Annotated in this window: 11 protein-coding genes and 1 pseudogene; 6 read left to right on the forward strand and 6 right to left on the reverse strand. The window is 70.1% G+C overall.

Annotated features, from left to right (window positions below; all coding sequences use genetic code 11):
- The first annotated feature begins 165 nt into the window (after positions 1-165).
- A complete protein-coding gene (locus tag ACY34J_RS02235; RefSeq protein WP_462724679.1) occupies positions 166-1,020 on the forward strand; it encodes a hypothetical protein in 855 nt (284 codons plus the stop codon).
- Positions 1,021-1,301: 281 nt separating this feature from the next.
- Here the strand turns inward: ACY34J_RS02235 and ACY34J_RS02240 are convergent, their stop codons facing one another.
- The 4 genes from ACY34J_RS02240 to ACY34J_RS02255 all read right to left on the reverse strand — a co-directional run bounded on the left by ACY34J_RS02240 (position 1,302) and on the right by ACY34J_RS02255 (position 5,730).
- Positions 1,302-2,771 (reverse strand): Kelch repeat-containing protein, encoded by a 1,470-nt coding sequence (locus ACY34J_RS02240; RefSeq protein ID WP_462761934.1) that lies wholly within the window; start codon positions 2,769-2,771, stop codon positions 1,302-1,304.
- 817 nt (positions 2,772-3,588) lie between these two features.
- Complete coding sequence (locus ACY34J_RS02245; RefSeq protein WP_462724677.1) at positions 3,589-5,103, reverse strand: Kelch repeat-containing protein; 1,515 nt, start codon at positions 5,101-5,103, stop codon at positions 3,589-3,591.
- A 304-nt stretch (positions 5,104-5,407) separates the two neighbouring features.
- Positions 5,408-5,587 (reverse strand): hypothetical protein, encoded by a 180-nt coding sequence (locus ACY34J_RS02250; RefSeq protein WP_462724676.1) that lies wholly within the window; start codon positions 5,585-5,587, stop codon positions 5,408-5,410.
- Positions 5,584-5,730 carry a hypothetical protein gene (locus tag ACY34J_RS02255; RefSeq protein WP_462724737.1) on the reverse strand — a complete coding sequence of 49 codons (147 nt, stop codon included), beginning with the start codon at positions 5,728-5,730 and terminating at the stop codon, positions 5,584-5,586. The genes ACY34J_RS02250 and ACY34J_RS02255 overlap by 4 nt, the downstream gene beginning before the upstream one ends.
- Here ACY34J_RS02255 and ACY34J_RS02260 point away from each other — a divergent pair.
- The 4 genes and pseudogenes from ACY34J_RS02260 to ACY34J_RS02275 form a co-directional block, all read left to right on the forward strand.
- Positions 5,684-5,920, forward strand: a complete 237-nt coding sequence (locus tag ACY34J_RS02260; protein WP_462724675.1) for a Scr1 family TA system antitoxin-like transcriptional regulator — start codon at positions 5,684-5,686, stop codon at positions 5,918-5,920. The genes ACY34J_RS02255 and ACY34J_RS02260 overlap by 47 nt on opposite strands.
- The gene (locus tag ACY34J_RS02265; protein WP_462724674.1) at positions 5,917-6,186 is read left to right on the forward strand and encodes a DUF397 domain-containing protein; all 270 of its coding nucleotides are present in this window, start codon (positions 5,917-5,919) and stop codon (positions 6,184-6,186) included. Before ACY34J_RS02260 ends, ACY34J_RS02265 begins: the two co-directional genes overlap by 4 nt.
- A 130-nt stretch (positions 6,187-6,316) precedes the next feature.
- Entirely contained in the window at positions 6,317-7,246 is a 930-nt protein-coding gene (locus ACY34J_RS02270) for a lytic polysaccharide monooxygenase (RefSeq protein ID WP_462724673.1), read from the forward strand.
- A gap of 311 nt (positions 7,247-7,557) precedes the next feature.
- A pseudogene (locus ACY34J_RS02275) lies at positions 7,558-8,643 on the forward strand (pyridoxal phosphate-dependent aminotransferase); the annotation flags it as partial.
- Positions 8,644-8,832: 189 nt separating this feature from the next.
- On the opposite strand, the gene ACY34J_RS02280 reads toward ACY34J_RS02275, so the two are convergent.
- On the reverse strand, positions 8,833-9,303 hold the full coding sequence (locus tag ACY34J_RS02280; RefSeq protein ID WP_462724672.1) for a MarR family winged helix-turn-helix transcriptional regulator: 471 nt from the start codon (positions 9,301-9,303) through the stop codon (positions 8,833-8,835).
- 193 nt (positions 9,304-9,496) lie between these two features.
- On the opposite strand from ACY34J_RS02280, the gene ACY34J_RS02285 reads away from it, so the two are divergent.
- Positions 9,497-10,348, forward strand: coding sequence for a lysozyme (locus ACY34J_RS02285; protein ID WP_462724671.1), 852 nt, complete (start codon positions 9,497-9,499; stop codon positions 10,346-10,348).
- Positions 10,349-10,600: 252 nt separating this feature from the next.
- On the opposite strand, the gene lon is transcribed toward ACY34J_RS02285, so the two are convergent.
- Positions 10,601-13,024 (reverse strand): endopeptidase La, encoded by a 2,424-nt coding sequence (gene lon, locus ACY34J_RS02290; protein ID WP_462724670.1) that lies wholly within the window; start codon positions 13,022-13,024, stop codon positions 10,601-10,603.
- Positions 13,025-13,196 lie beyond the last annotated feature (172 nt).

Genomic DNA, 13,196 nt, shown 5'->3' on the forward strand with positions numbered 1-13,196 from the left:
CCTGAAGTCTGTCCCCCACCCAGCCCAAGCCTGATCCGTTCGACATGCGAACCCCCGCCAAGAACGTTGTGATGAGCCCGCGGACAGCATCGCCCGCACACCACTTCCCAGTGCTGCCACGCCAGTCCCCGGCAGGCCTCCGCGACTCAGGAAGGAATATTGATCATGCACCTTCGCACTCCGGCTCCCGAAGGCAAGAGCTCAGGTGCCTCTCGCAAGCGACGTCTGCTCTACCGGACCTGCTTGGCGACCATGACCGCAGGTGCCGCCCTCGGCGGGCTCGCGCTGGCTCCCACCGCCCAGGCCACCGCCCAGCAGACGGCTGCCGCGCCCCAGCACGGCCTCACGGGATTCCTCGCCAATGGGACGTTCACTCCCCCCGTCGGCATCTCGGAGGTATTCGTCCAGGCATGGGGCGGCGCAGGAGGCGGAGGAGGCGGAGGCGGCGGCGCCGCGGGTGCCGGCGGCGACGGCCACGGCGGAGGCGGCGGCGGTGGCGCCTCAGGCGGTTTCGTCTGGTGCAAGATCACCGTCGTCCCAGGAGCCACGTACCATGTGACTGTGGGCCTCGGCGGAGCAGGCGGCACGGGCGGCCCAGGGGGCAGCCCCGACGGCAGTGACGGCAACCCTGGGGTGGCTGGAACCTTCACAAGGATCGTGAAGGTCAGCAGCGGCGCCACGATCGTCAACGCCAACGGTAGTCCGGGCGGTGGCGGCGGTGGCGGGGCCGCGCTCGAAGGGACCGGTGCCGGCGGTGTCGGCGGTGTCGGCAGCACCACCAACTATTGCCAGGGGCCGCCCGCCGCTTTGGACCGCAAGGGCAATGACGGGCAGGAGGGCATGAGCGGCAACGGTGGCGGAGCCGGCGGCGAGGCCGTCGACGGAATCATCGCCCAGCGGCCGGGCAGAGCACTCGGCGGAGCCGGCGGCGACGGCGGCGTGCCCACTTCGCCTACCACAGGTAGCGCCGGAGACGACGGCACTGACGGCGGCGACGGCTACGCCGTCATCTACTGGTAGTCAGACCCGGTCGCCTCGTCATCCTGTGGGCTACGCGAACCAACCTGATCATTCGTCAGACAGAATCCACCAGCTCGACAGCTCAGTTCGCGGCAGTGTGACCTCGAGCACTTACAACGCGGAACCTCCGTTCGATCGGCCCCAGGCAATCACCACTCGGGCGCGCGAATCCGGGGGCGCGGCCCAGGGTCACGCCCCCGATTCATTTGCCGTCAGCCGTGGGCCCGGGGTCGCTGACCCTTGGCGTGGGAGACAGGGTGCGAAGGCCGCGGTTTGTGCGGTCACTTCACCTTCGTCGGCTTGGCCTTCGCAGCCTCGGTCTTCGTTGCCTGGGGCTGGACAGCAGGGCGTTGGGACCCCTTGTTGTTCGGTCCCTTCACCTGCACACCCTTGGGCTCGGCGGCAGGCTGCGAGGCCTGCGGCTTCTGCGCCGGCTGAGCCTGCGCGGCCTTGGGATGCGGGCTGCCCTCGTCACAGTGGCAAGAGTGCGGAGGCCGCGGCTTGGGCGGGCACTTCCCATGCGGGCACGAGTGTGGAGGCTGTGGGGTCGGGGGGCGTTCAATCGCGAACGCCTCCGCCGTACTCAGGAGACCGGAGCTGTTGAACCCGCCGACGGCGTACACGCAGTGGCCACTCGGCGCCTTGGGGCAGGGTGCCGCCGATGCCGCCAGAGCCTCGCGGGTGGTCGGCATCGACGGCAGGGTCACCCAGGCATTGGTAGCGGGACTGTACGCCTCCACCGTATCCAGGACGCCACTGCTAGGAGTCCCGCCGACGGCGTACACGCAGCCGTCTGTCAGCCCCGTCGGGCAGGTCGCCGACGCTCCCGCCAGGAAGGAGCGAGCAGTCGGCAGCGACGGCAGGGTCACCCAGGCATTGGTGGCTGGGCTGTACGCCTCCACCGTGCCCAGAGTGCCGGAGTCGTTGAACCCGCCGAAGGCGTACACACAGGTGCCCTGCAGCGCCGGCACCGACGCGGGACACGGCGCCGCCGCACCCGCCAGAGCCTCGCGGGCGGTCGGCATCGACGGCAGACTCGCCCAGGCATTGGTCGCAGGGCTGTACGCCTCCACCGTATCGAGGAAGCCGGAGCCGTTGACCCCGCCGACGGCGTACACACAAGTGCCCTGCAGCGCCGGCACCGACGCCGGGCAAGGCGCCGCCGCACCCGCCAGACCCTCGCGGGCGGTCGGCATCGACGGCAGACTCGCCCAGGCATTGGTCGCAGGGCTGTACGCCTCCACCGTATTGAGGAAGCCGGAGCCGTTGACCCCGCCGACGGCGTATACACAGGTGTTGGTCACCCCCGTCGGACAGGGCCCCGCCGCACCCGCCAGATCCCCGCGGGCGGTTGGCATCGAGGGCAGAGTCGCCCAGGCATTGGTAGCCGGACTGTAGGCCTCCAACGTGCTCACGCTGTCGAAAGAGCTGTTGAGCCCCCCGACGGCGTACACACAGGTGTTGGTCAGCCCCGTCGGGCAGGGTGCCGCCGCACCCGCCAGCAAGTCCCGGGCGGTCGGCATCGACGGCAGGGTCAACCACACACCCTGGGCGTTCGCCGCAGTGGCCGTCAAAGCCAGAAGGGGTGCCAGCACCGCGACGCCAAGCCGCCGCCGCCACGAGCGCCAACGCGGCGGCGTTCGACCGCCCGCCACCGGCGCACGCGCCGGCTTCGAGCCGGGGGCACCGCGACGCGGCAGCAAGACCTCTACAGGGCCCTTCACTGGACCCGACCGACAACTGATGCCCATCGGACACCTCTTTCATGGCACGCCGCAGCAGCCCGCTGCGACCGGAATGAGATATATATGACTATTCATATCGGCATGGATCGGGAGCCAATCACCCATCACACGACTGAACGCATGAAACGAAACAGCCACCGGGCCGGCAGGCCACAGCAGATGGCGACCGAGCAGCCTGCTGGGTGCTTGACATGCGAAATCGGGGGCGTGGCCAAAGCCGCGCCCCCGATTCACTTGCCGTCAGCCGTCGGCCTCATGACTGCCGGTTTGAGGCTCACGAGAGTGCTGACCCCTGGCCAGGGAGCCTGGCTGCGGGGATCCCGGCTTGTGCGGAGGCTTCACCTGAGCACCCTTGGGCGGGGCGGCAGGGGGCGGAGAACCTGGCTTGTGAGGCGGCTGGACCTTCGGGCCCTTGGGCGGGGCGGCAGGGGGCGGTGACGCCGGCTTGTGCGGCGGCTCAGGCATTCGTAGCAGGGCTGAAAGCCTCCACCTTGACCGATAGGCCGGACACGTCGCTGCCACCGATGGCATAGACGCAACGTGCCCGCAGTCGCTGGTCCGAACCGCGTGCACGCGGCGGAGGCGCGGGACCCGGACTGCACGGCCTTCCCACGGGGCAACGCATGGGACGACGCATCGGTAGTGCTGGTGGAGCTTTAGCGGTCCGGAAGGCGGTGCAGGGCGGCTCAGGTCACCACCCCTTCGGAGTTTGTTGCCTCAACGCACGCTTCATGGCAAACAATTCGTGACACCCCATGCCCAGCAGCAGGCTGGGTGCTCGGGCGACGGATCGGGGGCACGGCCGCCACGGCGCGCCCCGGATTCATGTGCCATCAGCCGTGGGCGCGAGGCGGTGGGCCTTGGCGTGGGACACAGGGTGCGAGGACCGCGGCTTGTGCGGCTTCACCTGCGCAGCCTTGCCCTTCGCTGCCTTGTGCTGGGCGGCAGCGCGCGGTGACCCCGGCTTGTTCGGCCCCTTCACCTTCACAGGCTTGGGCTGAGCAGCAGGGTGCGGGGACCCCGGCCTGTGCGGCTGCTGGACCTTCGCTGCCTTGGGCTGAGCAGCAGGGTGTGCAGGTCCCGGCTTGTGGGGCTGCTGGGCTTGTGCGGCCTTGGGCTTGGCGGCAGGCTGCGATGCCCGCGGCTTCTGCGCCGGCTGGGCCTGCGTGGCCTGGGGGTGCGAACCGTCCTTGCCGCAGCGGCACGGGTGCAGGGGCCGCGGCTTGGTCGGGCACTTCCAGTGCGGGCAGGGGTGTGGGGGAGGCGGCTGGGGCGCAGGACGTTCAATCGCAAATGCTTCCGCCGTGTCCAGGGCGCCGAGGTTGTTGGCGCCACCGACGGCGTACATGCAGGGGTTATTCGGCACCTTGGGGCAGGGTGCCGCAGCCGCGGCCAGGAGTTCGCGGGGGGTTGGCATCGACGGCAGGGTCACCCAGGCATTGGTCGCCGGACTGTAGACCTCGAGCGCGTCCGAGGTGGCAAACAGCGAGGTGCCGGGGTTCCCGCCGACGGCGTATACGCAAGTGTTAGTCACACCCGTCGGGCAGGGCGCCGCCGCCCCTGCCAGATTCCCGCGGGCGGTCGGCATCGACGGCAGAGTCACCCAAGCATTCGTGGCCGGACTGTACGCCTCCACCGTGCCCAGGAAACCGGGTGCGCTATTGTTCCCGCCGATGGCGTACACACAGGTGCCCTGCAATGTCGGCACCGACGCGGGACAAGGCGCCGCAGCCCCCGCTAGACCTCCGCGGGCGGTCGGCATCGACGGCAGGGTCGCCCAGGTGTTGGTGGCCGGACTGTACGCCTCCACCGTGGCCAGGGTGCTGGAGCTGCTGAACCCGCCGAGGGCGTACACGCAGGTGCCTTGCAGCGCCGGCACCGACGCGGGACAGGGCGCCGCAGCCCCCGCCAGGAAGGAGCGGGCGGTCGGCATCGACGGCAACGTCGCCCAGGCATTGGTAGCCGGACTGTACGCCTCCACCGTGGCCAGGGTGCTGGAGCTGCTGAACCCGCCGAGGGCGTACACGCACGTGTTTGCCAGAGCCGTCGGACAAGGCGCCGTAGCCCCCGCCAGATCCCCGCGGGCGGTCGGCATCGACGGCAGGGTCGCCCAGACATTGGTAGCAGGACTGAACGCCTCCACCGTGGCCAGGGCGGTGCCACTGCCGGGGTTCCCGCCGAATACGTACACACACGTGTTTGCCAGACCCGTCGGACAGGGCGCCGCAGCCCCCGCCAGCTCCAGGCGGGCGGTCGGCATCGACGGCAGGGTCAACCACACACCCTGGGCGTTCGCGGCAGTGGCCGTCAACGCCAGCAGGGGCGCCAGCAGCGCCACGACGAGCCGCCGTCGCCACGAGCGCCAACTCGGTAGATTTCGGCTTCCAGCCACCGGCGCGACCACCAACTGCAAACCGGGGCCACCGCGAGGCGGCAGCAAGACATCCATGGGCCCCTTCATGGGACCCGACCGACAACTGATGTCCATCGGACACCTCTTTCATGGCACGCCGCAGCAGCCCCGCCGCGACCGAAATGAGCGATTCGTGGTTATTCATATCGACATATCAAAGCTGCCAATCGCCCATTCACACAGCCAGACGGATGAGCTGCCCCGGCCTCAGGTGCAGCACACCGCCCAGCTAGGTCCGCGTGCCCCGGTGACGCGGGCACTCGCACGGCGGGTATGTGTTGGGGTTCGGGAGCGGCGCCCAGGGGTCGTCGGCGCGGACGGTGACCGTACGGATAGGGGTCCGCTCGCCCGTCGGGGAGAGGCGGTAGACGACCAGCGTCATACGGTGCGGCTCGTCGAGGGGCTTCATGCGCGCTCCCGGATCCAGGAGGCGAGAGCGAACACCTCGGTCGCGGACGCGCCGCCGAGGTGGACATACGGCTGACCCATCACCGGGAAGCCGCCCGTGAGGGACGGCAGTTTGCAGCCGGCCAGGGCAAGCGCATCGGCCAACTCCTCGGCCGCGCGCCGGGCAACGGCGAGTGGGCAGCTTGCTTACGTCGAGGGGCAAGCCGACAGCCAGCTCGTATCCGACCGGAAGAAGGTCAGCGCTCTAATGAAGCGATATGACATGATCCGGACACAGGCCCTCTCGACCGGGGAATCGGCCCAGTTAATCGAGGAGTTGGCGGGGCAACTATGAGCAGCGATCTGATGTGGTTCAAGTCGAGCTACAGCGGCCCGCAGGGCGGAGACTGCATCGAGGTCGCCATCACCTGGCGCAAGTCCAGCTATAGCGCGCCTGGGGACGCCGACTGCGTCGAGGTCGCCTCCTCCCCCGGCACCGTCCACGTACGGAACTCCAAGGACAAGACCGGGCCCGCCCTCTCCTTCTCTCCCTCCGCCTGGGCGGACTTCGTCGCCTTCGCCGCCCATCAGCCGGTCATTGGCCCGGTCAGCGGTCGATGAGCTGAGCCATCAACTCGGGTGTCAATAAGGGACGGTCGCCCGTACGCCTCTGAACAGGCCGCCCGCGGCTGCCGTATTACACGGCAAGCGGGGAGTCAGCCGCCGCACCGGCTCAGGAGGTCTGCCAGGGATGTCCGCCCATCGCACCGCGGCCGGAGCCGCGTTCGCCGGTGTCACACTGCTCATCCTGTCCGCTGTGGCCGCACAACCGGCCGCCGCGCACGGAGCGCCGACGGACCCGGTGAGCCGGGTGTTCGCCTGCGGACCCGAAGGGAAGCAGTACGCGCGGTCGGCGGCCTGCAAGGCCGCCATCGCCGCGAACGGCGGCGCCTCGTTCGAGCAGTGGGACAACCTGCGCGTGGCCGATGTCCGCGGCCGGGACCGCCGGCTCATACCGAACGGACGGTTGTGCAGCGCGGGCATCGACGCCTACAAGGGCCTGGATGTCGCCCGCGCCGACTGGCCCGCCACCACCCTGAAGGCCGGTTCCGACCTCACGCTCAGCTACGCGTCGACCATCCCGCACAAGGGGTCGTTCAGCCTCTACCTCACCAAGGACGGCTACGACCCGGCCAAGCCGCTGACGTGGAACGACCTGGACGCCAAGCCGTTCGCCACCGCCACCGACCCGGCACTGCAGAGCGGCGCGTACCGCATCAAGGGCAAGCTGCCCGCCGACCGCACCGGCCGTCACATGGTCTTTACGGTCTGGCGGAACACCGACACCCCCGACACCTATTACTCATGCTCGGATGTCGTACTGACCAGCGGTGACAAGAACACCGACAACAGCGGAGGCGGTCAAGCGGCCAAGGACCCAGCCAAGGACGCCGCCAAGGCCCCCGCCTCCGAGGAACCCCAGCAGCGCGCGGCCCCGTCCGCGCAGCCCCACGAGTCGTCCCCCTCCCAGCCCGACGAGTCGTCCCCCTCCCGGCAGCCCACGGCCGTCGCGAGCCACCCCCACGAGGGCCTCACGATCGCGCTCGCCGGTGCGGCGGCGACCTTGATCGCCCTCGGCGGAGTGGGCGCGTTTCTGTACCGCCGGCGGCGGCGCCGCTGACGGACGTCTGCCGCTCTCACCACCTCATCTCTCGTCGACCTGTCGTCGCATCATGTCTTGCCACCCCCCGGCGCCGCCACCGCTCACGCCACCGAGGCGTACGCACACCGTAAGGAGATCCCGTCGTGTCTCAACCGCTTGATACCGGCGTTCTGCGCACAGCGGCCCACAGCCCGTCGTGGGCCATGCTCAACCGCGTGGCGCCTGGCGACTGGCACGATTCCCAGGAGCGAGCACACGGAGGCAACTGGCGCGAGGACGGCGAGGACGCGGACGACGCCGATTATCCCGATCACGGCGCTTCGCGGCGGATCGCGGCGGCTCCGTCGGCCCCATCGGCCCCGTCGTCCCGGGTGGACTTCTGTATCCCGTGCAATCCGTACTTCCCCCCGCCCGAAATGTTCGCCCGAATACAGGACTCGTTGAAGACGATCCTGACCTACTACCCGAGTGATGCCGGCACCATCACGGCCGAGCTGTGCAACGTACTGAAGCTCAATCCTCAGACGGTCGCCATGGGGAACGGGTCGACCGAGCTGATCACGTGGATCGACCATCTGCTGGTGCGGGAGAGCCTCGCCGTCCCGATCCCGACGTTCGGCCGCTGGACCGACCAGCCCCTGGAGACCGGCAAGCGGGTCGACATGTACCCGCTGCGGGAGGAGGAGGACTTCACCCTGGACCCGCGGGAGTACGTCGACTTCGTACGGCGCCGGGGCTCGAAGGTGGCCGTGATCTGCAACCCCAACAACCCGGACGGGGGTTACCTGAAGCGCAGGCAGGTGCTGCGGCTGCTGGACGATCTGGGGGACCTGGACCTGGTGGTGGTCGACGAGTCGTTCATCGACTTCGTCGACGCGGAGCGGAATCCGTCCGTCGCGGACGAGGCCGCGATCCGTCCCAATGTGATCGTGCTGAAGAGCCTCGGAAAGAACTTCGGGATGCACGGGATCAGGTTCGGCTACCTGGTCGCCAACCCCGGTCTCGCAGCGAAGGTCCGTGAGGTCCTGCCCAAGTGGAACCTCAATTCCTTCGCCGAGACGGTGGTCTTCATGCTCAGGGAGTACGGGGACGAGTACCGCCGGAGCCTGGAGCTGCTCGCGCGCGACCGGGCCCAGATGTGCAATGCGCTGTCGGGCGTGCCAGGGCTCGTGGTCTTCCTCTCACAGGGGAACTTCCTCCTGGTGAAACTGCCCGACGGGGTGGACGGGGCCGTGCTGCGCGACCGGCTGCTGGCCGAGCACGGCGTGTTCGTCCGCGAGTGCGGTAACAAGCTCGGCAGCAGCAGCCAGTTCCTGCGGCTGGTGGTACGGCCGCAGGAGGACGTACAGCGGCTGTTGGCAGGCCTGAACGCCTGTCTGCACGGCGGCCCGTCGGCGGCCGTGGCCCGTCATCCGAGGGCGGTCGCTGCCCTGGGTCCGGCGTTCCCCTCCAGGCGCATCGCCGCATCGGCGTAATGGGCTGAACGTTGTGCTTGTCGTGCCCGGGGTGCGGCCCGGGCACGACCCCTCTCGCCCATCCAGCGCATCACCTCGTGCTGACCTGAGCCCCGCGAGCCAAGACTGGGGAGGTGTACTCAGCCAGCCTCAGTTCTCGTCCCTGCCCTCCTGCTGGGCGTTCAACTGGTGGAGGAGCCGGGCCAGTTCGGCGACCTCCGCGCGGTCCCAGGAGGCGAGCCTGCGTACGTACTGCTGGCGGCGCGCCTTGCGGATCGCCGAGAAGCGGGCGCGGCCCTCTTGAGTGAGGTCGACCAGGGAGGCCCGCCCGTCGGCCGGGTCCGGGTGCCGCGTGACCAGGCCCAGGTTCTCCAGGGCCCGCAACTGGCGGCTCATCGTGGCCTTGCCGACGCCGAAGTAGGCCGCGAGGTCGGTCGCCCGCTGCCGGCCGGCGTCCGCCAGCCGGACCAGCAGGCCGTACGCCGCCGGTTCCAGGTCGGGGTGCAGCGCGCGGGCCAGTTCGCCGGAGGAGGCTCGGGCACGGCGCAGAAAGACCGCCAATTCCCTTTCCAGTGCCAGAAAGGCGGGGTCCTCGGCCCCTCCGGGCTCGGTGTTCTGCACGGGAGCGCCCTTTCGGCTGTCCGGGGGTTTCCTCGGGACGGGATGTTCTTTCAGCGACGGCAGTCGTCGCAGTTCCGCCAGTATTTCGCAGGATTAGACCAACGGCAGCACCGTGCCGCCCGTTCCATGGCCTTCTGGCATGGGCATACCAACCACACTCTCTCTCCCCCACGAAAGCCCCGGAGGCACGCGTATGCCCGTGTACGCATCCACTTCACCAAGAGCCCGCCGGCCGTTCACGACCGTGACCGGGCTCCTCGCCGCTCTGCTCGCCCTCTTCGTGATCGCCATGCCGGGTACGGCGGTCGCGGGCGGGGGTCCCGAGCCCATTCCCCACCCTGAGCGGGACTGGATGGGCTCGACCGTCCTGCGGCACGAGGGCGGCGGCGCGCGCGGCGTCCCGCCACCCAGGCCGCTCGCGGCGGTCGAGGGCGTGGACGTCAGCAGCCATCAGGGGAACGTCAACTGGGCGGCCCTGTGGACCAGTGGCGTCCGCTTCGCCTACGTCAAGGCGACCGAGGGCACGTCGTACACGAACCCGTACTTCACGCAGCAGTACGGCGGCTCGTACGACATCGGCATGATCCGGGGCGCCTACCACTTCGCGCTGCCGGGCAACTCCAGCGGATCCGCCCAGGCCACGTACTTCGTGGGGCACGGCGGCGGCTGGTCGAACGACGGCAAGACGCTGCCCGGCGTGCTCGACATCGAGTACAACCCGTACGGCGCCACCTGCTACGGCAAGACGCAGAGCGGGATGGTCAGCTGGATCCGGGACTTCCTGAACACCTACCGCTCGCTGACCGGGCGCCATGCGGTGATCTACACGACGACCGCCTGGTGGACGACCTGCACGGGGAACTACAGCGGGTTCGCGAGCACCAGCCCGCTGTGGATCGCGCGTTACGCGTCGGCTCCCGGCACTCTGCCGGCCGGCTGGAGCTACTACACCTTCTGGCAGTACACCTCCTCCGGCCCGATCGTCGGTGACCACGACAGGTTCAACGGGACGTACGCGCGACTGCAGGCCCTCGCCAACGGCTGAGGCGGAGAGCCCCGGAAACGCGGCCGGCCCCTCCCGGGTATGGAGGGGCCGGCCGGACCGCTCGCGTCCGAGCGAGCCAAAGGGCGCGCCGGCGTCGAAAGGGAGGGAGTGGGGGCACCTCCCAGCGGTAGCTGGGGGTGCGCGGAGGGCCCGAGGAACGAGGGCCCGAGCACGGTCGCCCGTCGACACCGGGTCTGGGGGCACCTCCCAGCGGTAGCTGGGGGAGCCCGGAGGCGAGCGAGGGGCGAAGCGTCACGCCGCGACCGGGACCTCCGCCGACGCGGGCTGGAGGGCCAACTCCAGCACCTGGCGGACGTCGGAAAGCGCGTGGACCTCGAGCTTCTCCAGCACCTCGGCGGGCACATCGTCCAGGTCGGGCTCGTTCCGCTTGGGGATGATCACGGTGGTCACCCCGGCCCGGTGGGCCGCCAGCAGCTTCTGCTTCACACCGCCGATGGGCAGGACCCGCCCGGTGAGGGAGACCTCTCCGGTCATGGCCACGTCCGGGCGGACCTGGCGGCCGGAGAGCAGCGAGGCCAGCGCCGTGGTCATCGTGATGCCCGCACTCGGGCCGTCCTTCGGTACGGCGCCCGCGGGGACGTGCAGGTGCACGCCGCGCTCCTTCAGGTCGCCGACCGGAAGTTCGAGCTCCGCGCCGTGGGAACGCAGGAAGGAGAGCGCGATCTGGGCGGACTCCTTCATCACATCGCCGAGCTGGCCGGTCAGGGTCAGGCCCGCGCCGCCGGTCTCCGGGTCGGCCAGCGACGCCTCGACGTAGAGAACGTCGCCGCCCGCGCCGGTGACCGCGAGCCCGGTCGCCACGCCCGGTACGGCGGTACGCCGCTCCTCCGGGTCCTGGGCCGACTCCGGGACATGGTGCGGCCGGCCGATGAGCGCGCGCAGGTCGTCCGGTCCGATCATCACCGGGAACTCCTGTTCGCCGAGTTCGTGCTTCGCGGCGATCTTGCGCAGCAGCCGGGCCACCGAGCGCTCCAGGTTCCGTACGCCGGCCTCGCGGGTGTACTCGCCCGCCAGCTTGCGCAGCGCGCCGTCCCCGATCGCGACCTCGCCGGGCTCGAGCCCGGCGCGCTCCAGCTGGCGCGGCAGCAGGTGGTCGCGGGCGATGGTGACCTTCTCGTCCTCGGTGTAGCCGTCGAGCCGGACGAGCTCCATCCGGTCGGCGAGCGCCTCCGGAATCGCCTCCAGGACGTTGGCGGTGGCGAGGAAGACGACGTCGGACAGGTCAAGTTCCACCTCCAGGTAATGGTCCCGGAAGGTGTGGTTCTGCGCCGGGTCGAGGACTTCGAGGAGCGCCGCGGCCGGGTCGCCGCGGAAGTCGGAGCCCACCTTGTCGATCTCGTCCAGCAGGACGACCGGGTTCATGGACCCGGCCTCCTTGATGGCGCGGACGATACGGCCGGGGAGCGCGCCGACGTAGGTGCGCCGGTGGCCGCGGATCTCGGCCTCGTCGCGGACGCCGCCGAGCGCGACCCGTACGAACTTCCGGCCCATGGCGCGGGCGACGGACTCGCCGAGCGAGGTCTTGCCGACGCCGGGCGGTCCGACGAGCGCCAGCACGGCGCCGCCGCGTCGGCCGCCGACGACGCCCAGTCCCCGGTCGGCGCGGCGCTTGCGGACGGCCAGGTACTCGGTGATCCGCTCCTTGACGTCGTCCAGGCCGGCGTGGTCGGCGTCCAGCACGGACTTGGCGCCAGGGATGTCGTACGCGTCCTCGGTGCGCTCGTTCCACGGCATCTCCAGGATGGTGTCGAGCCAGGCGCGGATCCAGCTGCCCTCGGGGCTCTGGTCGGAGGAGCGCTCGAGCTTGTCGACCTCCTTCAGCGCCGCCTCCCGCACCTTTTCGGGGAGATCGGCGGCCTCCACGCGGGCCCGGTAGTCGTCGGACTCGTTCTCCGGCTCGCCCCGCAGCTCGGCCAGCTCCTTGCGGACGGCCTCCAGCTGCCTGCGCAGCAGGAACTCGCGCTGCTGCTTGTCGACGCCCTCCTGGACGTCCTTGGCGATCGCCTCGGCCACGTCCTGCTCGGCGATGTGCTCGCTCAGCCACTTGATGGCCAGCTTGAGGCGGGCGACGGGGTCGGTGGTCTCCAGCAGCTGGACGCGCTGCTGGACGGTGAGGAAGGGCGAGTAGCCGGAGTTGTCGGCGAGCTGCGAGACATCGTCGATCTGCTGGACCCGGTCCACGATCTGCCAGGCGCCGCGCTTGCGCAGCCAGCTGGTGGCGAGGGCCTTGTACTCCTTCATCAGCTCGATGACCGAGCCGGGCAGGCCGGCGCCGTCGGGGCCGGTCGGAGTGACCTCTTCGACCTCGGTGCCCTCGATCCAGAGCGCGGCCCCGGGGCCGGTGGTCCCAGCGCCGATCCGCACCCTGCGCACACCGCGGATCAGGGCGCCGGGGTCGCCGTCGGAGAGCCGGCCGACCTGCTCAACCGTGCCGAGCGTGCCGATGGCGGCGTACGTGCCGTCGATCCGTGGCACGAGCAGGACCCGTGGCTTGCCTCCGCCGGCTCCCTCTGTGCGGGCGTGGGCCTGTGCGGCCTCGACCGCGGCGCGTACCTCGGTGTCGGACAGGTCGAGCGGCACCACCATTCCGGGCAGCACGACCTCGTCATCGAGCGGCAGCACGGGCAGGGTGAGCGATGCGGGCATGGAAGGCATGATCTCCCCTTCGGCAGGCAAGTTGAGCTTCATTGACTCAATGCGTGGGCGCTCCGCGTTGTTCCCGGAGTCTGTTCGCTGTGAGCGATCGCTTACCCCCGCGCGCGGGGCCGCTTCCCACCGCTCCGCGGCGGGGTCCCCCTTTGACGGGCCCAGGTGGGCCGGGACAGGG

Source organism: Streptomyces sp. HSS9-12, from assembly GCF_054963655.1.

Coding starts and splice junctions, on each gene's coding strand:
- ACY34J_RS02235 (WP_462724679.1), top strand. CDS start 166: ATGCACCTTCGCACTCCGGCTCCCGAAGGCAAGAGCTCAGGTGCCTCT.
- ACY34J_RS02240 (WP_462761934.1), bottom strand. CDS start 2,771: ATGGGCATCAGTTGTCGGTCGGGTCCAGTGAAGGGCCCTGTAGAGGTC.
- ACY34J_RS02250 (WP_462724676.1), bottom strand. CDS start 5,587: ATGAAGCCCCTCGACGAGCCGCACCGTATGACGCTGGTCGTCTACCGC.
- ACY34J_RS02265 (WP_462724674.1), top strand. CDS start 5,917: ATGAGCAGCGATCTGATGTGGTTCAAGTCGAGCTACAGCGGCCCGCAG.
- ACY34J_RS02270 (WP_462724673.1), top strand. CDS start 6,317: ATGTCCGCCCATCGCACCGCGGCCGGAGCCGCGTTCGCCGGTGTCACA.
- ACY34J_RS02285 (WP_462724671.1), top strand. CDS start 9,497: ATGCCCGTGTACGCATCCACTTCACCAAGAGCCCGCCGGCCGTTCACG.
- lon (WP_462724670.1), bottom strand. CDS start 13,024: ATGCCTTCCATGCCCGCATCGCTCACCCTGCCCGTGCTGCCGCTCGAT.